General features: G+C 72.3%; 19 protein-coding genes. 9 read left to right on the forward strand and 10 right to left on the reverse strand.

Features of this window, described 5'->3' with window-relative positions; genetic code table 11:
* Nucleotides 1-268: 268 nt before the first annotated feature.
* From H288_RS0109750 to H288_RS0109760, 3 genes are all read right to left on the reverse strand, one after another.
* A complete protein-coding gene (locus tag H288_RS0109750) occupies nt 269-1,381 on the reverse strand; it encodes a 5-(carboxyamino)imidazole ribonucleotide synthase (RefSeq protein ID WP_020092403.1) in 1,113 nt (370 codons plus the stop codon).
* Nucleotides 1,378-1,878, reverse strand: a complete 501-nt coding sequence (gene purE / locus H288_RS0109755) for a 5-(carboxyamino)imidazole ribonucleotide mutase (RefSeq protein WP_020092404.1) — start codon at nt 1,876-1,878, stop codon at nt 1,378-1,380. The genes H288_RS0109750 and purE overlap by 4 nt, the downstream gene beginning before the upstream one ends.
* Nucleotides 1,879-1,956: 78 nt before the next feature.
* Nucleotides 1,957-2,217 (reverse strand): DUF465 domain-containing protein, encoded by a 261-nt coding sequence (locus H288_RS0109760; protein ID WP_081636461.1) that lies wholly within the window; start codon nt 2,215-2,217, stop codon nt 1,957-1,959.
* A gap of 131 nt (nt 2,218-2,348) precedes the next feature.
* Here H288_RS0109760 and H288_RS0109765 point away from each other — a divergent pair, with 131 nt between their 5' ends.
* Together H288_RS0109765 and H288_RS0109770 are read left to right on the forward strand one after the other, a co-directional pair.
* Nucleotides 2,349-2,531 (forward strand): DUF465 domain-containing protein, encoded by a 183-nt coding sequence (locus H288_RS0109765; RefSeq protein WP_012318068.1) that lies wholly within the window; start codon nt 2,349-2,351, stop codon nt 2,529-2,531.
* 209 nt (nt 2,532-2,740) lie between these two features.
* Nucleotides 2,741-4,669 carry a propionyl-CoA synthetase gene (locus H288_RS0109770; RefSeq protein WP_020092406.1) on the forward strand — a complete coding sequence of 643 codons (1,929 nt, stop codon included), beginning with the start codon at nt 2,741-2,743 and terminating at the stop codon, nt 4,667-4,669.
* Between the two features lie 58 nt (nt 4,670-4,727).
* Here H288_RS0109770 and H288_RS0109775 read toward each other — a convergent pair whose 3' ends face one another.
* Entirely contained in the window at nt 4,728-5,201 is a 474-nt protein-coding gene (locus H288_RS0109775) for a hypothetical protein (RefSeq protein ID WP_020092407.1), read from the reverse strand.
* 187 nt (nt 5,202-5,388) lie between these two features.
* Here H288_RS0109775 and H288_RS0109780 point away from each other — a divergent pair, with 187 nt between their 5' ends.
* The gene (locus H288_RS0109780; protein WP_020092408.1) at nt 5,389-6,507 is read left to right on the forward strand and encodes an NADH:flavin oxidoreductase/NADH oxidase; all 1,119 of its coding nucleotides are present in this window, start codon (nt 5,389-5,391) and stop codon (nt 6,505-6,507) included.
* Nucleotides 6,508-6,516: 9 nt separating this feature from the next.
* Here H288_RS0109780 and H288_RS0109785 read toward each other — a convergent pair whose 3' ends face one another.
* Nucleotides 6,517-7,266, reverse strand: a complete 750-nt coding sequence (locus H288_RS0109785) for a phosphodiester glycosidase family protein (RefSeq protein ID WP_103985541.1) — start codon at nt 7,264-7,266, stop codon at nt 6,517-6,519.
* Nucleotides 7,267-7,489: 223 nt separating this feature from the next.
* On the opposite strand from H288_RS0109785, the gene H288_RS0109790 reads away from it, so the two are divergent.
* From H288_RS0109790 to H288_RS0109800, 3 genes are all read left to right on the forward strand, one after another.
* The gene (locus H288_RS0109790) at nt 7,490-8,014 is read left to right on the forward strand and encodes a hypothetical protein (RefSeq protein WP_020092410.1); all 525 of its coding nucleotides are present in this window, start codon (nt 7,490-7,492) and stop codon (nt 8,012-8,014) included.
* A gap of 139 nt (nt 8,015-8,153) precedes the next feature.
* Nucleotides 8,154-9,458, forward strand: a complete 1,305-nt coding sequence (locus H288_RS0109795) for an MFS transporter (RefSeq protein WP_026604804.1) — start codon at nt 8,154-8,156, stop codon at nt 9,456-9,458.
* A 2-nt stretch (nt 9,459-9,460) separates the two neighbouring features.
* Nucleotides 9,461-10,330, forward strand: a complete 870-nt coding sequence (locus tag H288_RS0109800; protein ID WP_020092412.1) for an amidohydrolase family protein — start codon at nt 9,461-9,463, stop codon at nt 10,328-10,330.
* Nucleotides 10,331-10,432: 102 nt separating this feature from the next.
* Here H288_RS0109800 and H288_RS0109805 read toward each other — a convergent pair whose 3' ends face one another.
* The 3 genes from H288_RS0109805 to H288_RS0109815 all read right to left on the reverse strand — a co-directional run bounded on the left by H288_RS0109805 (nt 10,433) and on the right by H288_RS0109815 (nt 12,697).
* On the reverse strand, nt 10,433-10,630 hold the full coding sequence (locus tag H288_RS0109805; RefSeq protein WP_020092413.1) for a hypothetical protein: 198 nt from the start codon (nt 10,628-10,630) through the stop codon (nt 10,433-10,435).
* A gap of 68 nt (nt 10,631-10,698) precedes the next feature.
* Nucleotides 10,699-12,018: an MFS transporter gene (locus H288_RS0109810; protein WP_020092414.1), complete on the reverse strand. Its 1,320-nt coding sequence runs from the start codon at nt 12,016-12,018 to the stop codon at nt 10,699-10,701.
* Nucleotides 12,019-12,136: 118 nt separating this feature from the next.
* Nucleotides 12,137-12,697 (reverse strand): cupin domain-containing protein, encoded by a 561-nt coding sequence (locus H288_RS0109815; RefSeq protein ID WP_020092415.1) that lies wholly within the window; start codon nt 12,695-12,697, stop codon nt 12,137-12,139.
* A 165-nt stretch (nt 12,698-12,862) separates the two neighbouring features.
* Between H288_RS0109815 and H288_RS0109820 the strand changes: the two genes are divergently transcribed.
* Together H288_RS0109820 and H288_RS0109825 are read left to right on the forward strand one after the other, a co-directional pair.
* Nucleotides 12,863-14,197 (forward strand): aspartate aminotransferase family protein, encoded by a 1,335-nt coding sequence (locus H288_RS0109820; RefSeq protein ID WP_020092416.1) that lies wholly within the window; start codon nt 12,863-12,865, stop codon nt 14,195-14,197.
* A gap of 226 nt (nt 14,198-14,423) precedes the next feature.
* Nucleotides 14,424-15,485 (forward strand): SDR family oxidoreductase, encoded by a 1,062-nt coding sequence (locus tag H288_RS0109825; RefSeq protein ID WP_020092417.1) that lies wholly within the window; start codon nt 14,424-14,426, stop codon nt 15,483-15,485.
* A gap of 90 nt (nt 15,486-15,575) precedes the next feature.
* On the opposite strand, the gene H288_RS0109830 is transcribed toward H288_RS0109825, so the two are convergent.
* Both H288_RS0109830 and H288_RS0109835 read right to left on the reverse strand, forming a co-directional pair.
* Nucleotides 15,576-16,868 carry an ArgE/DapE family deacylase gene (locus H288_RS0109830; protein WP_020092418.1) on the reverse strand — a complete coding sequence of 431 codons (1,293 nt, stop codon included), beginning with the start codon at nt 16,866-16,868 and terminating at the stop codon, nt 15,576-15,578.
* 99 nt (nt 16,869-16,967) lie between these two features.
* Nucleotides 16,968-17,858 (reverse strand): LysR family transcriptional regulator, encoded by an 891-nt coding sequence (locus H288_RS0109835; protein WP_020092419.1) that lies wholly within the window; start codon nt 17,856-17,858, stop codon nt 16,968-16,970.
* A gap of 116 nt (nt 17,859-17,974) precedes the next feature.
* Between H288_RS0109835 and H288_RS0109840 the strand changes: the two genes are divergently transcribed.
* Nucleotides 17,975-18,961: a nitronate monooxygenase gene (locus H288_RS0109840; RefSeq protein ID WP_020092420.1), complete on the forward strand. Its 987-nt coding sequence runs from the start codon at nt 17,975-17,977 to the stop codon at nt 18,959-18,961.
* Nucleotides 18,962-19,054: the final 93 nt, after the last annotated feature.

The raw sequence follows: 19,054 nt of genomic DNA on the forward strand, positions 1-19,054 counted from the left end.
AGCCCGCGCCGAGCGCCGGGCACGCCCGAGTTCGGGGCACCGTCGCGCATCACGGTGAAGGCCGGCTTAAGAAGCGCCGCGTCGTGATCCGGCCCCCGCCGGTCCCGGCGGGACCGAGCGGTGCGGGCGGGTTCGAGCGACAGCATACGGAACCGACCACACTGTCGTGGAAGCGGCGGGATGTGGCGAAGGTATGGCTCGACCGTTCCGCGGGGCCGCGGACGGCCCTCCGGCGATCACGCGGCGACGCGGGTGTGCCCTCGAAGCCTCAGGATCCGGTCGGACCCGGCCCGAAGCGCGTGACGTGGCCCATCTTGCGGCCGGGGCGCGCCTCGCCCTTGCCGTACAGGTGCAGGTGGGCACCGGGCTCGGCCAGCAGGGCGTGCCAGTCGTCGGCCTGGGCGCCGATCAGGTTGCGCATCTCGACGGGCAAACCGCCGACCCGGCCCGCATCGCCCAGCGGCCAGCCGCAGACGGCGCGGACGTGCTGGGCGAACTGCGAGGTCAGCGCGCCCTCGCTGGTCCAGTGGCCGGAATTGTGCACCCGGGGCGCGATCTCGTTGACCACCAGCCGCTCCGCCCCGTCCTCGCGGACGAGGAACATCTCGACGGCGAGCACGCCGACATAGTCGAGGGCGTCGGCGATCCGCCGGGCGATCTCGACGGCGGCGCGACCCGTCTCGGCGGACACGCCGGGCGCCGGCACCCGGGTCAGCGCGAGGATGTGGTCGCGGTGCTCGTTCTCGCAGAGATCGTAGGCCGCGAAGCTGCCGTCGCGCCCGCGCGCGCCCACCACCGAGACCTCGCGCTCGAACGGCACGAAGCCCTCCAAGATCAGCGGCGCGCCGCCGAACTCGGCGAACAGGGCGTTGCGGTCGCCCTCGGCCCGCTCGCGGAGCATGCGCTGCCCCTTGCCGTCGTAGCCGAAGCGGCGGGTCTTGAGCACGGCCGGCAGGCCGATCACCTCGATCGCCCGGTCGAGGTCGTCGGGCGTGTCCACCGCCCGGAACGGCGCCGTCGGGATGCCCAGGCCGTTGATGAACTCCTTCTCGGAGAGCCGGTCCTGCGTGGTCGAGAGCGCGCGCGCGTTCGGGTGCAGGGCGGCGTGCCGGGCGAGGACGTCGGCGGTGGCGTGCGGGATGTTCTCGAACTCGTAGGTCACGACGTCGACGCCGCGGGCGAAATCCGCCAGCGCCGCGGCGTCGTCGTAGGCCGCGCAGGTGGTCCGGGCGGCCACGTCGAAGGCGGGGCTGTCCGCGTCGGGCGCGTAGACATGCGCCTTGAGGCCGTAATCGGCCGCCGCGAGCGCGATCATGCGCCCGAGCTGGCCCCCACCGACGATGCCGAGGATGGAGCCGGGGCCGAGGATCTTGTCCGTCACGCGTTCTCTTCCGTCACCGGCCGTTCGGCCACCGAGGCGCTCTGGGCCGCGCGCCACGCCTCCAGGCGCTCCGCCAGGTCCGGATCGGTCAGCGCCAGGACGGCGGCGGCGAGCAGGGCCGCGTTCACCGCCCCGGCCCGGCCGATCGCCAGGGTCCCCACCGGGATGCCGGCCGGCATCTGGACGATGGAGAGCAGGCTGTCCTGGCCGGAGAGGGCCTTCGACTCCACCGGCACGCCGAAGACCGGCAGGCGGGTCATCGCGGCCGCCATGCCGGGCAGGTGCGCGGCGCCGCCCGCACCGGCGATCACCACCTTGAGGCCAGCTGCGACCGCGCCCTTGGCGAAGGCGACGAGCCGGTCCGGCGTGCGGTGGGCCGACACGATGCGCGCGTCGTACGGTACGCCGAGCGCGTCGAGCGTCTCGGCGGCATGACGCATGGTCGCCCAGTCGGACTGGCTGCCCATGATGATCGCGACCGGAGGAGGCGACGCCATCGTTGATCCCGGCAAAAGAGGGCGCTTACAGGCGGCGCGGGCCCGCGGCAAGGCGGGGCCGGAGGGCGTCCACCGGCATCAGGCGATGATGTCCGGCGTGAGCGCGTCCTCGATGTGATAGATGCGGTCGCGCAGCGTGAGCTTGCGCTTCTTCAGGCGCTGGATCTGGAGCTGGTCCCCGGCGACGCTGCGCTCCAGCGCCTCGATGGCGCTGTCGAGATCCCGGTGCTCCTCGCGCAGCCGCGCCAGTTCGCCCAGGAGGTCCGACTGCGCACCCTCACCCGCCTCGTCCGCCATCGTCACCTGAGAACCCGAAGACCGTTCGTCGCCCGAGAGCATGCGTCACGCTCCGGCGCCGGACAAGGCGGCGCGGTAAGCAATCATCAGACTTAGCAGCAGAAAACGCTTCGACAGGTCCGGCATCCTGTGCCAATCTCGTTGTGTCGAAACGATGACAGGAGATTCGACTCATGTCGCTGCAGACGCATCTGAACCAACTCGCCCGGAAGCACGAAGCCCTCGAGCGCGAGATTCAGGAAGCGATCCACAGACCTTCGGCGAACGACCTCCACATCGCCGAGCTGAAGCGACGGAAACTCCTCCTCAAGGACGAGATCAACAAGCTTCAGGCGGGCAACGACACGTTGCACTGACGCCTGAGACGTCCAATCCGATAGCGAATTCAAGCTGACGACCGCCGCATCGGGAGCCCCGGTGCGGCGGTTTTCTTTTGGCGGACGTCCGGCCTCGGCCACCGCGACCTGGGCGCGGCCTTCTCTCCGGTGGTCACTCCCGCGCGCGCCAGAATGGGCTACTCTGCGGCCCGCCGCCGGAGAGCGGTCCGCGAGGAAACGCCCAACCGATGACGAGAGCCAGCCTGCCGGGCCGCTACCCGGAGATCTACGAATCGGCCTGCCGCGACCCCGAGGCGTTCTGGCTCGGTGCGGCGCGGGCCCTCGACTGGGCGCGGGCGCCGGAGCGGGCCTTCGCGCCGGATTCCGGCCCCTACGGACGCTGGTTCCCGGACGGCACCCTGAACGCCTGCCACAACGCGGTGGACCGCCACGCGGACGGGGCCCGGGCGGATCAGGTGGCGATCCGCTACGACTCGCCCGTGACCGGGACCAAGCGCAGCATCACCTACCGGGCGCTGCGCGACGAGGTGGCGGTGCTGGCCGCCGTGCTGGCCGACCTCGGTGTCGGCAAGGGCGACCGGGTGATCCTGTACATGCCGATGGTGCCCGAGGCGCTGTTCGGCATGCTGGCCTGCGCCCGGCTCGGCGCGGTCCACTCGGTGGTGTTCGGCGGCTTCGCCGCCAACGAGCTGGCGGTGCGGATCGAGGACGCGGCGCCGAAGGTGGTGCTCGCCGCCTCCTGCGGGATCGAGCCGAACCGCGTGGTCGCCTACAAGCCGCTCCTCGACGCGGCGATCGCGGCCTCGCGGCACAAGCCGGAGGCCTGCCTGATCCTCCAGCGCCCGCAAGGGCCCGCGACCCTCGTCGCGGACCGGGATCGCGACTGGGGTGAGACCGTGGCGGCCGCCCGGGCGGCGGGGCGGAGCGCGGCGTGCGTGCCGGTCGCCGCCACCGACCCGCTCTACGTCCTCTACACCTCCGGCACGACCGGGAAGCCGAAGGGCGTGGTCCGCGATACCGGCGGCTACCTCGTCGCCCTGGCCTGGTCGATGCCGAACCTCTACGGCGTCCAGCCCGGCGAGACCTACTTCTGCGCCTCCGACATCGGCTGGGTCGTCGGCCACTCCTACATCGTCTACGCGCCGCTCCTGCACGGCTGCACCACGGTCCTCTACGAGGGAAAACCTGTCGGCACGCCCGATGCCGGCGCCTTCTGGCGGGTGGTCGCCGAGTACGGGGTGGTCTGCCTGTTCACCGCGCCCACGGCCCTGCGGGCGATCAAGAAGGAGGATTCGAAGGGCGCCCGGATCGCCGATCACGACCTCTCGTCCTTCCGCAGCCTGTTCCTGGCGGGCGAGCGCGCCGATCCCGACTCGGTCGCCTGGGCCGAGCGCGTGCTGGGCCGACCGGTGGTCGACCATTGGTGGCAGACCGAGACCGGCTGGCCGATCGCCGGCAACCCGATGGGCCTCGGCCTCCTGCCGGTGAAGCACGGCAGCACCTGCGTGCCGATGCCGGGCTACCGGGTCGAAGTGCTGGACGAGGGCGGCAAGCCGGTTCCGGCGGGCACCATGGGCACCATCGCGATCCGCCTGCCCCTGCCGCCCGGCTGCCTGCCGACGCTCTGGGGCTCGGACGACCGGATGCGGTCGAGCTACCTCGCCACCTTCCCGGGCTACTACGACACGTCGGATGCCGGGGTGATCGACGCCGACGGCTACATCACGGTCCTGGGACGGACCGACGACATCATCAACGTCGCGGGCCACCGGCTGTCCACCGGCGGCATGGAGGCGGTGCTGGCGAGCCACCCGGACGTGGCGGAATGCGCGGTCATCGGCATCCGCGACGCGCTGAAGGGGGAGGTGCCCTGCGGGTTCGTGGTGCTGAAGGCCGGCGTCGCCCGGCCGACCGAGACGATCGAGCGGGAACTCGTCGCCAAGGTGCGGGACGAGATCGGCCCGGTGGCGGCCTTCAAGCTGGCGCTGACCGTGCCGCGGCTGCCCAAGACCCGATCGGGCAAGATCCTGCGGGCCACCATGAAGCGCATCGCCGATCACGAGCCCTGGACGATGCCGGCGACGATCGACGACGCGGCGGCCCTCGACGAGATCGGCGACAGCCTGAAGGACCGGGGGATCGGCGCGGACCGGTAGGGTGCCGGACCGCGCCGCTTGCGCGTTGACGGGCGATCGCGGCCCGCCTCAATCCGCCTCAATCCGCGTCAGCGCCGTCGTCGTCGGTGTCGATATCGACCGTCGGCGCCGGCTGCGTGAGGGCGGGCGCGTAGGTCCCCGCGGTCGGACCCGTGGTGACCGAGGCCGGGACGCGCCGGGCGTTCGGCTCGGACGGGATCAGCGTCGCGGTGGCGGCCACGAGGCCGGCGAGGGACCGGACATCCTGCGGCTGCCGCGGATCGCGCGAGATCAGCGTCGCCTCCTGTTGCAGGCGGAGATTGCAGGCCTCCGAAGGCAGGCCTCCGTTCGGCGTACAGGCGTCGTGGCGGGCGCAGGCGGCATCGAGGGCGTCGATCGGCGGGAGTGGCGCGTTGTTGCCCGGTCCGCAGTAATTCCCGTGGATCAGCATCTTGGGGCCGCCGAAGGCGGCGGGCTGGGCCTGGGCGGTGCCCGCGAGGGCGGCGCAGCCGGCGGCCAGGGCGAGCGGGACGGCGAGTCTGGTGAGCATCATCTGGACCTCGGGCGATCTCGCCCCCTCAGGCGGTTCGCGTCGATTGCCGCAATGCGGCGACAGGCCAGGAAACGGGCGGCCACATCCGCAAGTTCCCGCAACGCCCGCCCGCAGAGGTGCTCTGCCGCACCGCACTGGCCGCCGCGCCCGTCCTGGGCCAGAGTGAACCCTCCACCAGGAGTTGCCGATGACCGCTCGCCTGTTCGAACCGCTGACACTCGACGCGCTCACGCTCGAGAACCGCATCCTCGTCGCGCCGATGTGCCAGTACTCGGCGCGGGACGGCGAGGCGACCGACTGGCACATGATGCATCTCGGCCAGCTCGCCATGTCGGGGGCCGGCCTGCTGACCCTGGAGGCCACCGCGGTCTCCCCGGAGGCGCGGATCACCGCCTGGGATCTCGGCCTCTACAACGACGGCTGCGAGCGGGCGCTGGGCCGGGTGCTCGACGCCGTGCGCGAGTACGCGCCGATCCCGGTCTGCATCCAGATCGCCCATGCCGGGCGCAAGGCCTCCAGCGAGGCCCCCTGGGCCGGCGGCCAGCAGATCCCGCCGGAGCACGCCTACGGCTGGCGCACCGAGGCGCCCTCGGCGGTCGCGCACGGCGAGGGCGAGGTCCCGCCCCACGCCCTCGACGGCGCCGACCTGAAGCGCGTCCGCGACCAGTTCGTGGCCACCGCCAAGCGGGCCGTGCGCCTCGGTATCGAGGCCGTCGAGCTGCACGGCGCCCACGGCTACCTGCTGCACCAGTTCCTGTCGCCGATCGCCAACAAGCGGACAGATGAATACGGCGGCAGCCTCGCCAACCGCATGCGCTTCCCCCTCGAGGTCTACGACGCGGTGCGGGATGTCGTGCCTGCCGGCAGCCCGGTCTGGCTGCGGGTCTCGGCCACCGACTGGGTCGAGGACGGCTGGGATCTCGACGAGACGGTGGAGCTGGCCCAGGCGCTCAAGCGGGCCGGATCGCCGGCGATCCACGTCTCCACGGGCGGCGTCTCGCCGAAGCAGGCGATCAGGCTCGGGCCGGGCTATCAGGTGCCCTACGCCGAGCGGATCAAGGCGGAGACCGGGCTCACCACCATCGCGGTCGGGCTGATCACCGAGGCCCGGCAGGCGGAGACGATCCTGCAGGAGGGCCGGGCGGACGCGATCTCGCTCGCCCGCGCCATGCTGTACGATCCGCGCTGGCCCTGGCACGCGGCGGCCGAGCTCGGTGCCCGGGTGCGCGCCCCCAAGCAGTACTGGCGCTCGCAGCCGCGGGAGTACAAGGACCTGTTCAAGGACACGGCCTTCGGCCAGCGCTGAGGGCGGCCCTCACCGCGGCAGCGCGCCGACCAGCGGCCCGAGAGGGCGGCTGATGTCGGTGCGGCCGAGGTTCGGCGCGTAGAGGCTGGAGACCGAGCCGTCGAGGAACAGGGCGTTGCGGCAGCCGAGATCGTCGCGGAACAGCCGCGCGAAGGCGCCGAAGGTCACCGGGCGCTCTGAGATCGCGAAGATCGCCACGTGCCCGTCGCCGGGCACGCCGACGCCGTTGCGGATCTTCTGGCTCGGCCCGTCGGCGGCGATCTTCGGGTGGATCTGGCCGTCGATCACCAGCATCGGCCCGGACTGCGTGGCGAAATCCGGCCGGATCTTCGCCCGCAGGTAGCGGGACGTGTCGACCACCCCGGCGCGCTCACCCTTCAGCCAGAAGATCCCGTTGGGCTTCAGGTGGAAATTGCCCGGCCCGTCCGCCGTGGAGACGCGCTTCAGCTCGTGCCCGTTCTCGACGTAGAGGCCGACCGGCGCCTGGTCCTTGTCGTACATGCCGGCGTTCATCGCGAAGGCGAGGCGACCGCCCTGCTTCTCGGCGAGGGTGCCGAGGGCGCCGTAGGGCTTGCCGTCGTCCTGGAGCCAGAACAGCCGCAGCCGCCGCTTCCGGAGGTCGATGGTGCAGACCGTGAAGGTCTCACCCTGCGCCTCGACCGCCCGACAGGGCTCCGTCGCGGCCGGGGCGGCCGCCCGGGCCGGGGCCGCGAGGGCGAGCAGCGTGATCAAGAGGGCGTGAGCCGGGCGCAGCATCATCATTCGTTCCAGGCAGCTCGGGGACGGCGAGTCGGGGACGGCGAAGCTCGTTCGGCCCGCCCTTCGCCCTGGAAAGCGGCGAATTTCGTGTCCGAGCCGCGCCCGGATGGGTCCGGACGCGGCCGGGTGCGTCTCGCGACCGCGCGCCGCGGCCGGGGCTGGACCGTTTTACCGGTTCGAGCGTTCTTAGCCGCAGAGGGCGTGTTTCCACGGAGATGACGTGATGAAGGGTGCAGTGCTCGGCTCGGCCCTGCTGGCGGCGGGTGCTCTGGCCTTGGCGCCGGCCAGCGCGGACGCGCGCGGCTTCGGCGGCGGCGGCTTCCATGGCGGCGGTTTCGGCGGCGGCTTCCACGGTGGCGGGTTCGGCGGCGGCTTCCGCGGCGGCGGGTTCGGCGGGTTCCGCAACGGCGGCTTCGGAGGCGGCTTCCGCGGCGTCGGCTTCCGTCCGGGCGGCTTCGGCTACGGCCGTGGCTTCTACGGCCGTGGCTACGGCTGGCGCGGCGGCTACGGCTACCGCGGCGGGTACGGCTACGGGCTCGGCGGCCTGGGCCTCGGTGTCGGGCTCGGCCTCGCGGCCGGCGGCCTCTACGGCGGCTACGGTGGCTACGGCTATCCGGGTTACGGCTACGGCGGCTACTACGCCCCGGCGGCCTACGATTACGGCTACGGCGGCGGCTGCTACACGGTCCCGCGGGTGCGCTGGACGCCCTACGGCTACCGCCGGGTTCTGGTCGAGCGCTGCTACTGAGCGTCGATCGAGCGTGAAAAGAACGGGACAGGCCGCCTCCGGGCGGCCTTTTCCTTTCCGGTTGCTTGCGTGACCCGCCGCATCGTTGGACAGCTCGGCCCGGGACGCTGATACTGGTATCGGGCGGCGGGAGGCGGTGATGAGTTCAGCAACCGGGCAGGGGCCCACGGGCGTGGACGCGGTCGAGATCCGCGACGCCAGCCTCACCGCCTTCTACCGATCGATGACGCCGCCGGAGCGGCACACCTTCTGGGCGTGCGCCGCCGGCTGGTGCCTCGACGGCATGGACTTCATGATCTACCCGCTGGTGATCGGCACGATCATGGCGCTGTGGCACGTCGATGCCGGCACGGCCGGGCTCGCCGCCACGGTGACGCTGCTGGCCTCGGCGCTCGGCGGCTGGCTCGCGGGCTTCGTCGCCGACCGCATCGGCCGGGTGCTGACGCTGCAGATCACGATCCTCTGGTTCTCGCTGTTCTCCCTCCTCTGCGCCTTCGTGCAGAACTTCGAGCAGCTGCTCATCGCGCGGGCGCTGCTCGGCCTCGGCTTCGGCGGCGAGTGGGCGGCCGGCGCCGTGCTGATCGGCGAGACGATCCGGGCCGAGTATCGCGGCCGGGCGGTGGGCTCGGTCCAGTCCGGCTGGGCGATCGGCTGGGGCCTCGCGGTCCTGTCGCAGGCGGTGCTGTTCTCGCTTCTGCCGCCCGAGACCGCGTGGCGCTGGATGTTCGCGGTGGGCGCGCTGCCGGCGCTGCTGGTGTTCTACCTGCGCCGCTACGTGAAGGAGCCGGAGGTCGCCGCCGAATCCCGTGCCCGGGCCGCCGCCACGGGCGACCGGCCGCAGATCTGGGAGATCTTCTCCGGTCCGATCCTCAAGACCACCCTGCTCGCCTCCCTGGCGGCGGCGGGCTGCCAGGGCGGCTACTACGCAATCACCACCTGGGTGCCGCGCTTCCTGACCACCGAGCGCCACCTGTCGATCGTGTCCTCCACCGGCTACCTCGCGGCCCTGATCATTGGCTCGTTCACCGGCTACCTCGTGGGCGCGTGGCTCGCCGACCGGCTCGGCCGGCGGCCCCTCTTCCTGATCTTCTCGCTGGGCGCCATCGCGGTGATCGTCGCCTACACGCAGATCCCGCTCTCGAACGGCGTGCTCTGGGTGCTGGGCTTCCCGCTGGGCTTCTTCGCCTCCGGCTACTTCTCCGGCATGGGCGCCTTCCTGACCGAACTGTACCCGACCCGCCTGCGCGGCTCGGGGCAGGGGTTCTGCTACAATTTCGGCCGCGGCATCGGCGCCCTGTTCCCGGCGCTGGTCGGCTACCTCGCGGAGCGCGCCGGTCTCGCCTCGGCCATCGCGATCTTCGCGGCCGTCGCCTACGGGATCTTCTTCCTGGCGGCCTTCGCGCTGCCCGAGACGCGCGGCAAGGTCCTCCACGCGGATTCCTGATCATGCCCGAGATCCGAGACTGCCCCGCCCCGGACCCGCATCCGGAAGGCCCGACCCGCTACGCCGTGCCGGAGGGCGCGGTCGACACGCACGCCCACGTCATCGGCCTGCCGCCGGACTATCCCCTGGTGGCGGACCGGAGCTACACGCCCCCGGCGGCGCCGGCCGAGCGGTATCTGGCGATGCTCGACGGGACCGGCATGGCCAACGGCGTGCTGATCCAGGTCAGCGTGCACGGCACCGACAACCGGCTGATGGTCGAGACGCTGCGCGCCCACCGACAGCGCCTGCGCGGCGTCGCGGTGATCCCGCTCGGCCTGCCCGACGCGGAGCTCGCCGCGCTGAAGGAGGCCGGCGTGGTCGGCCTGCGCCTCAACGTCCTGTTCGGCGGCGGGGTCGGGCTCGACGCGGTCGAGTCCTACGGGGCGCTCGCCCGCGAGATGGGCTGGCACCTCCAGTTCCTGCTCGATGCCCGCGAGTTGCCGCCGATCGCCGGCCGCCTGGCGCGGCTGCCCGTGCCGCTGGTCTTCGACCATATGGGCCACATGCCGACCTCGGCGGGCGTGGACCATCCGGGGTTCCGGGCACTGCTCGGCCTCGTCGCCGACGGCAACTGGGTCAAGCTCTCGGGCGCCTTCCGGGATTCCGTGACCGGGCCCCCCTACGCCGACACGATCCCCTTCGCCCGGGCGCTCAACGACGCCGCGCCGGACCGCTGCCTCTGGGGCTCGGACTGGCCGCACGTGGCCGCCTGGGACGGGCCGCCGCGGACGCGGGAACTCCTCGACCTGATGGCCGACTGGGTGCCGGACGCGGATCGGCGCCGGATGGTGTTCGTGGACAACCCACGGCGGCTCTACGGCTTCGGGTAGGGGCGGCCGTTCAACGGCCGCCGGAGAGCCCGCCGACATCGCGCGCGCAGCGAAGCACCCCAGGTTCGCGCGAGGCCCGGAAAGCGGAGCGCGGCGTCTCCGTCACACCCGCAGGTCGACGCTCTGGCCCTGTCCGGGAGGGGCCGGCGGGCCGGCGCTCGCCGCCTCGGCGGCGCTGTCCGCCACCAGCCCGGCGACCGCCTTGTCGGCGGAGAGCTGCTGCTTGGCGACGGCGATGCCGATCTGCTGGTTCTGGGACGAACCCAGCATCTGGACGGCGGCTGCGGCGATCGAATCCATGCCGCCGATCCTGGACCACCGGTCTGAATCCCGCGTTACCCGGATCCGGCGCCTTTGACCGGTCGCGCTCACCCGTCGAGGAAACCCCGCTGCCGCGCCCGGTAGCCGCCGATCGCCGTGACGCACAGGAACGACACGCCGGCCAGCGCCGTGCCGAACACCGCGATCGGCCACCAGTGGCCCTGGAAGCGCTCGGCCAGCACGGTGCCGACGATCGGCGTCAGGCCGCCGGCGAGCGCCCCGCAGAACTGGTACGCGATCGAGATCGCCGTGTAGCGCACCCGCGTCGGGAAGGCGCCCGCGAGGTAGCCGGCGATCACCGCGTAGAAGGTCGCGCTGCCGATGACGTTGAGGGCGAGCCCCAGCACGATCAGGGGCACCGACTGCGTCTCGACCAGCCAGAACAGCGGGTAGGGGGCCAGCATCGCCCAGACCAGCGTCCCCTGGAGGAACAGCCGTTCATTGCGGATCAGCTCGGCAATCCGGGCGCCCACCGGGGTCATCACCAGCTGGACCACGGCGGCGATCAGCAGGGCGTCGAGGATCGTCGCCCGCGCGATGCCGAGATACTGCGTGGTGAACGCGATCATGAAGGTGTTGAACAGGTAGACCGAGGCGATCGCGAAGGTGTTGGCCCCCGCCGCCAGCAGCACCGGCTTCAGGCAGGTCGTCAGCACCTCGCGCACCGGCGCCGGCGGCGGCCCGCCGGCGGCCCGGGCCTTCTCGAAGGCCGGGGATTCCGCGACGCCGAGGCGGATCGCGAGCCCGACGCCGAGCAGCAGGATGCTGACGAGGAACGGCACCCGCCAGCCCCAGGTCAGGAAGCTCTCCTTGTCGAGGAGGCCCGCGAGCCGGAAGGCCAGCAGCGACAGGATCTGCCCGGCCGGGCTGCCGAGCTGCGCGAAGGAGGCGAAGAAGGTGTTGCGCCCGGCCGGCGCGTGCTCGGCGGCCATCAGCACCGCGCCGCCCCACTCGCCGCCGACCGCGAGCCCCTGGATCAGCCGCAAGACGACCAGCATCACCGGCGCCCAGAGGCCGACCGACGCGTAGGTCGGCAGCAGGCCGATACACGAGGTGGCGATGCCCATCATCACGAGCGTCGCCACCAAGGCGCGCTTGCGCCCGAACCGGTCGCCGAGATGGCCGAAAATCAGGCCGCCGAGTGGTCGTGCGAGGAAGCCGACCGCGAAGGTGCCGAAGGCCGAGAGCGTCGCGATGTAGGGCGATTCCGCCGTGAAGAAGAGCGGCCCGAACACCAGCGCCGCCGCCGTGCCGTAGATGAAGAAGTCGTACCACTCGATCGTGGTGCCCACGAAGGCCGCGAGCGCCGCGCGCGCCGACTGGTTCTGTCCGGGCCCGGCGGCCGGGCTTGCGGTCGTGACGGCCATCGATCCTCGCGCGGCATTATGAATTCAAACGCCGCCCTGCATGCGCCACTCTGCTGGCCGACCGCAACGCCTGCACGCGACAGGGCGGGCGTTTCATCCGCCGCAGCCGGGCTCCGTCTCAGAAGCTCGGCGGCGTGCAGGCGCTCACCACCTCGCAGGGGTTGGGCCCGACGCAGCGGAACCGGTGCGGGCGGCGGCTGTCGAAGCTGTAGGCGTCGCCGGGGCCGAGGATCCGGCGCTCGGCATCCACCGTGACCTCGAGGCGCCCGGAGAGCACGATGCCACCCTCCTCGCCCTCGTGGGAGAGCGGCACCCGGCCAGTATCGGCGCCCGGCTCGTAGCGCTCCTTGAGGATCTGGAGCTTGCGCCCGAACAGGCTGTCGCCGACCTGACGGTACGAAATCGCCCCCTTGGCGGCCCGGCGGCCGATCTCGGTGAGGTCCTCGGCGGCGAAGAACGCCTTGCGCTCCGGCTCCGGCTCCAGGGCGAAGAACTCGGCCATGCCGATCGGCACCCCGTCGAGGATCCGCTTCAGGGCGCCCACCGACGGGTTCACCCGGTTGGCCTCGATCAGCGAGATCGCCGAGTTGGTCACGCCGGCGCGCTTGGCGAGGGTCCGCTGCGACAGGCCGTGGCGGGCCCGAACGAAGCGCAGGCGCGCGCCGACATCGATGCTCATCCGGCCAGGGCCCGTTTCAGGTGTTGCGGATCCCGCAACGGTGCCACCCGCGGCCCCGATCCTGCAAGGGGTTGGCGGCGACCAGAAAAGGACTTGTTGCCCGATCGGTGAAGGTGTCCCCTGGTCCCGCCGCCGATCCGCGTCGCCCGTCCCGGAGAACCGCCCATGACCGACCATCCGCTCCGCAATACGCCCGCGATGGACGCCTTCTGGATGCCGTTCACGGCCAACCGCCAGTTCAAGGCGGCGCCGCGCCTGCTCGTGTCGGCCGAGGGCATGCACTACACCGCCGACGACGGCCGCAAGGTCCTCGACGGCTCCGCGGGCCTCTGGTGCGTCAACGCCGGCCACGGGCGGCGGGGCATCGCTGCGGCCGTGGAGCGCCAGCTCGCGACCCTCGACTTCGCCCCGACCTTCCAGATGGGTCACCCCATCGCCTTCGAGTTCGCCGAGCGCCTCGCCGAGATCGCCCCGGGCGGTCCCAATAAGCGCCTCGACCGGGTGTTCTTCACCAATTCCGGCTCGGAATCGGTCGACACCGCCCTCAAGATCGCGCTCGCCTACCAGCGGGCGATCGGGCAGGGCACCCGCACCCGGCTGATCGGGCGCGAGCGCGGCTACCACGGCGTCGGCTTCGGCGGCCTGTCGGTCGGCGGCATCGTGTCGAACCGGCGGGTCTTCCCGCAGCTCAACGGCACCGACCACCTCCGCCACACGCACGACCCGGCCCGCAACGCCTTCGTGAAGGGCCAGCCCGAGCACGGGGCGGAACTCGCCGAGGATCTGGAGCGCCTGGTGGCGCTCCACGGGGCCGAGACCATCGCGGCCTGCATCGTCGAGCCGGTGGCGGGATCCACGGGCGTGCTGATCCCGCCGAAGGGCTACCTCGAGCGCCTGCGCGAGATCTGCACCAAGCACGGCATCCTGCTGATCTTCGACGAGGTGATTTCTGGGTTCGGCCGCCTCGGCGCGCCGTTCGCGACCGACTTCTTCGGCGTCGTCCCGGACCTCGTGACCAGCGCCAAGGGCCTGACCAACGGCACGGTGCCGATGGGGGCGGTCTTCGCGAGCCGCGCGGTCCACGACGCGCTGATGCAGGGCCCGGACGGGATCGAGCTGTTCCACGGCTACACCTATTCCGGGCACCCGATCGCCTGCGCGGCCGGCCTCGCGACGCTGGACATCTACCGGGAGGAGGGGCTCCTCACCCGCGTCGCCGACATCGCCGATGACTGGGCGGCGGCGATCCACGACCTGCGCGGGCGCAAGAACGTCATCGACATCCGCACCATCGGCCTCGTCGCCGGCGTCGAGCTGGCGCCGCGCCCGGACGCGCCGGGCAAGCGCGCCTACGACGTGTTCGTGGACTGCTTCGAGCGCGGCCTGCTCACCCGGGTGACCGGCGACATCATCGCCCTGTCGCCGCCGCTGATCATCGAGCGCGGCCAGATCGGCGAGATCGTCGACATCCTCGGCGCCGCGATCGACCGGGTCGCCTGAGAACCCTCCCGTCTCTGCGAGCGGAGCGAAGCAATCCAGGGTCGCGCCATGGTTCGAAACCGCGCGCTGCCCTGGGTCGCTTCGCTACGCTCGCGATGACGTGGGGCTCGCGATCACACAACCCTTGCGCGCCGCACAGGCGTCCCCGCCGCGCGGCGGGGTTGTCGCGACACCGCCCCTGCCCATCTGCCCCGGACCCGGATTTGGGCCGGGCACGAGGGTTTCCATGTCGAACACCGCCCTGATCGTCGGCGCCAGCGGGATCGTCGGCAGCGCCACGGCGGCGCTGCTCCATCGAGAGGGCTGGCGGGTCGCGGGCCTCGCGCGCCATCCGGTGCAGCAGGACGGCGTCGCGCCGGTGGCGGGCGACCTGCAGGATCCGGCCTCCCTGGAGGAGGCGCTCTCCGACCTCGCCCCGAGCCACGTGTTCCTGGCGACCTGGCAGCGGCGTCCGACCGAGGCGGAGATGATCCGCGTCAACCGGGCGATGGTGGAGAACCTGCTCGACGCGCTCCGCCCCAAGAAGAGCGTCCGCCACGTCGCCCTGGTGACCGGGCTGAAGCACTATCTCGGCCCGTTCGAGGCCTACGGCAAAGGCACCCTGCCGCAGACGCCGTTCCGCGAGGACCAGGGCCGCCTCGACATCGAGAATTTCTACTACGCCCAGGAGGACGCCGTGTTCGCGGCCGCCGCGCGCGACGGCTTCACCTGGAGCGTGCACCGCCCGCACACGATCATCGGCAAGGCGGTGGGCAACGCCATGAACATGGGCACGACGCTCGCCTGCTACGCCACCCTGTGCCGGGAGTTGGGGCGGCCCTTCATCTTCCCGGGCTCGGCCGCGCAGTGGAACGGCCTCACCGACATGACCGACGCGCGGCTGCTCGCCCGCCAGCTTCTCTGGGCCTCGACCGAGCCGAAGGCCGCCAACGAGGCGTTCAACGTCGTGAACGGCGACGTCTTCCGCTGGAGCTGGATGTGGGGCCGGATCGCCGCGTGGTTCGGGATCGAGGCGGTGCCGTTCGACGGCACGCACCGGCCGCTGGAGCCCCGGATGGCGCAGGACGGCCCGGCCTGGGCCGAGATCGCGGCCCGTTACGGCCTCGCCGAGCCGGATCTCACCAAGCTGGCCTCTCCCTGGCACACGGATGCCGATCTCGGCCGGCCGATCGAGGTCGTCACCGACATGAGCAAGAGCCGCCGCCTCGGCTTCACGACCTACCAGCCGACCGACGACGCGTTCTACGACCTGTTCGCCCAGCTCCGCGCGGACCGGCTGATCCCCTGACGGCGAGCACCGCCGTCATCGCGAGCGAAGCGACGCGACCCAGGGCGGCGCGACCCTGGATTGCTTCGCTGCGCTCGCAAGGACGGCGGCTCACCCCGCCTTCCGCTCCGTCCCGCACCACTCGGCCACGAACAGCGCCATGGTGGTCGTGATCCGCTTCACCGAGGCGAGGCTCACGCGCTCGTCGAAGCCGTGGATGTTCTGGGAGGTCGGGCCGTAGCAGAGGGCCGGCACCCGGTCGTAGAGGGCATGCACCCGGGTATCGAGGTAGCCCGCCGTCATGAAGCTCTGGAGCGGCGACCCGATCGCCCGCTCGTGGGCGCGGCCGAGCACGGCCTCGGCCTCCGAGCCTTCCTCCAGCACGTAACCCTCAGCGAAGAAGCCGTTGAACACCACCCGCGGCGGGCTGTTGGCCAGGAACGGGTCGGTGCGGGAGAAGCTGGCCACCGCGGCCTCGATCTCGGCGGCGGCCTGCGCGGCGGCAACGCCCGGGTAGAGCGCCACCCGGCAGTGGATCCGGCACCAGGCCGGGACCGAGGAGGCCCAGTCGCCACCCTCGATCTTGCCGATGTTGAGGTTGATCGGGTGGTCCTCGGTCTCGAAATGCGGGTGCGCGGCCTTCTCGGCGTTCCAGCGGGCCTCGACCTCCCGCAGCGCCCCGATCACCCGGTAGGTGGCGTCGATGGCGTTGGCGCCCGCGCCCATCTCGCGGACGTGGACCGGGACGCCCCGCACTTCCACCGTGAACCAGAGCACGCCGGTATTGGCGCGCACGAGCTTCTCGTCCTCGGGCTCGGGGATCAGCACGGCGTCGGCGCGGTAGCCGCGCAGATGGGTCATCAGGGCGCCGTTGCCGGTGGATTCCTCCTCGACCACCGACTGCACCGTCACGGAGGCCGCCGGCTGCAGGCCGAGGCGCGCCAGGGCGTCGAGGGCGAACAGGTTGGCGGCGTGCCCGGCCTTCATGTCGCCGGCGCCGCGGCCGTACATCCAGTCGCCCTGGATCACCGGATCGAAGGGCCGGTGGGTCCAGAGGTCGAGGGGCCCCGGCGGCACGACGTCGACATGGGCCTGCAGGATCAGCGAGCGCCCGGTCTCGGTACCCGGCCTGTGGTGGCAGACCACGATCGGCGCGTCCGAATGGTGCGCCGCGTCGATCTTCGAGCCGCCCGGATGGGCCGCGATGGCGGCCCGGTCCATGGCGAAGCGCTCGGTGGCGTAGCCGCGGGCACGGAACTGGTCGAAGACGTAATCCTGGCAGGCATGCTCCTCCCCGCGCAGGGACGCGAACCGGACCAGCGCCTGCGTGTGGGCGACCTGATCGGCGAAGCCCTCCGCCACGGAGGCTTCGATCTCGGCGGCGAGGGTGGGGTCGAGGGCCATGGAAACTCCGAACCGTCTGCGGCCGGGAGGAAGCGCCCGGGCCCGGGCCGCTGTCAACCGGCGGTTGCCGAGAGCATGGCGCGTGCCGGAACCGGGATCCTAGGTCACATCCGGGAGCGCCGTCCGCACCTGCTCGGCGAACCGCGCGAAGGCCGCGCTCGGCCGGTCGTCGGCGCGGTGGACCAGCAGCGTCGAGACGTGCCCGTCCCCGTCGGGCACCGGGTGAACCGAGACCCGGCCCGCGCGGTGCGCCGGCTCTGCCACGGCCCGCGGAACCAGGGTCACGCCCAGGCCGGCCGCCACGCAGCCGAGGATGCCGTCGAGGGTCCCGAATTCCATGCGTCGCACATGCACGAGGCCCTGGCGGGCTAGGAACGCCTCCAGGCGCCTCCGGTACGAGCAGCCGGCCCGGAACACGAGCACCTTCGCGTCGCGCGCCCGGGCCAGCCGGTCGAGCAGCGCCGCGAGGTCGCCGACGGCCGGGTGCGCCACCAGCACCAGCTCCTCCGTGAAGACCGGGAGCCCGACGAGGTCGGCCTGCGCGACCGGACCGGCCACGAAGGCCCCCTCCAGGCTCCGGTCGAGGACCCGGGCGATCAGGTGCTCGGTCGGGCCGGTCTCCAGCTCGATGTCGACGTCCGGGTGGCGCGCGGCGAAGTCGGCGAGCGGGCCGGGCAGTCGCAGGGCCGCGGTCGTCTCCATGGCGCCGATCCGCAGGGGTCCGCGCGGCTCGCCCTCGGCCAGCAGGGCGTGGCGCGCCTCCGCGAGCAGCTGTGCGACCTGGAGCGCGTAGGGCAGGAGCCGCTCACCCGCCCGGGTCAGCGTCACACCGCGGCTGCCGCGGTGGAACAGCGGCACGCGCAGGGCCTGCTCCAGGGCGCGGATCCGGCCGGTGACGTTGGACTGGACAGTGTTGAGCCGCGCCGCCGCCCGCCCGATGCCGCCGGTCTCGGCCACCGCCGCGAAGAACATCAGGTCGGTGCTGTTCATGTCATCTGCTTTTCCGATGCCTTCCTTCAGAAGGAATCATTTTTTCCGCCACCGCGCGAGCGTTAAGCCCTGGCGGGCGGCGCGCGCAATCGAGACGCTTCCCGGAGAGGGGACCCATGGCCTTGAGGACCAGACTCACCGACGCCTTCGGGCTGCGGCACCCGATCGTGCTGGCCCCCATGGACCCGGCCTCGGGGGGCGCCCTCGCGGCGGCGGTGAGCGCCGCCGGCGGCCTCGGCCTGATCGGCGGCGGCTACGGCGACCACGCGACGCTCGACCGGGAATTCGCCCGCGCGGGCAATCAGCGGGTCGGCTGCGGCTTCATCACGTGGTCCATGGCCCGGGACCCGTCGCTCCTCGACGCGGCGCTCGCCCGGTCGCCCGCGGCCCTGATGCTCTCCTTCGCGGATCCCGCGCCCTTCGCGGACCGGATCCGCGCCGCCGGCGTGCCGCTGATCTGCCAGGTGCACACCCTGGCGCATGCGAGGCGTGCCCTGGAGGTCGGCGCGGCCGCGGTGGTGGCGCAGGGGACGGAGGCCGGCGGCCACGGCCTCACCGCCCGCGGCACCGCGGCGTTCGTGCCGGCAGTCGCCGACCTGATCGCCCGCGAGCGCCCCGAGACGCTGCTCCTCGCGGCGGGCGGCATCGCGGACGGGCGCGGCCTCGCCGCCGCCCTGGCGCTGGGGGCTGACGGTGTCCTGATGGGGACGCGGTTCTGGGCCAGCCGGGAGGCGCTGATCCACCCGGCCGCGAAGCAGCGGGTCCTCGCCGCCACCGGCGACGACACGATCCGCACGCAGGTCTACGACATCGCCCGCCAGCGGGCCTGGCCGGCGCCCTATACCGGGCGACTCCTGCGCAACACCTTCATCGAGACGTGGCACGGCCGCGAGGACGCGCTGCGCGCGGTCTCGGCCGAGCGGCGCCGGGACGTGGAGGATGCCGACGCGGCGGGCGACTACGACGTCGCCAACGTCACGGTCGGCGAGGCTGTGGGGCTGATCGACGACCTGCCGGGCGCCGGCGACCTCGTCCAGCGCATCGCCGAGGAGGCCGAGGCCGCGATCCGCCGGATCTCCGGCATGGCCGCGGCTGCACCGTGAGGGCGCCGCCAGGGTGCTGTGATGGTGCTGTGAGGGTGCTCAGCAAAGCGTGACTACGCAGGGTTGCCGCGGACCGGAACCTCGGTGTTGCCG

It is taken from the genome of Methylobacterium sp. 285MFTsu5.1 (assembly GCF_000383455.1).
Classification (GTDB): Bacteria; Pseudomonadota; Alphaproteobacteria; order Rhizobiales; family Beijerinckiaceae; genus Methylobacterium.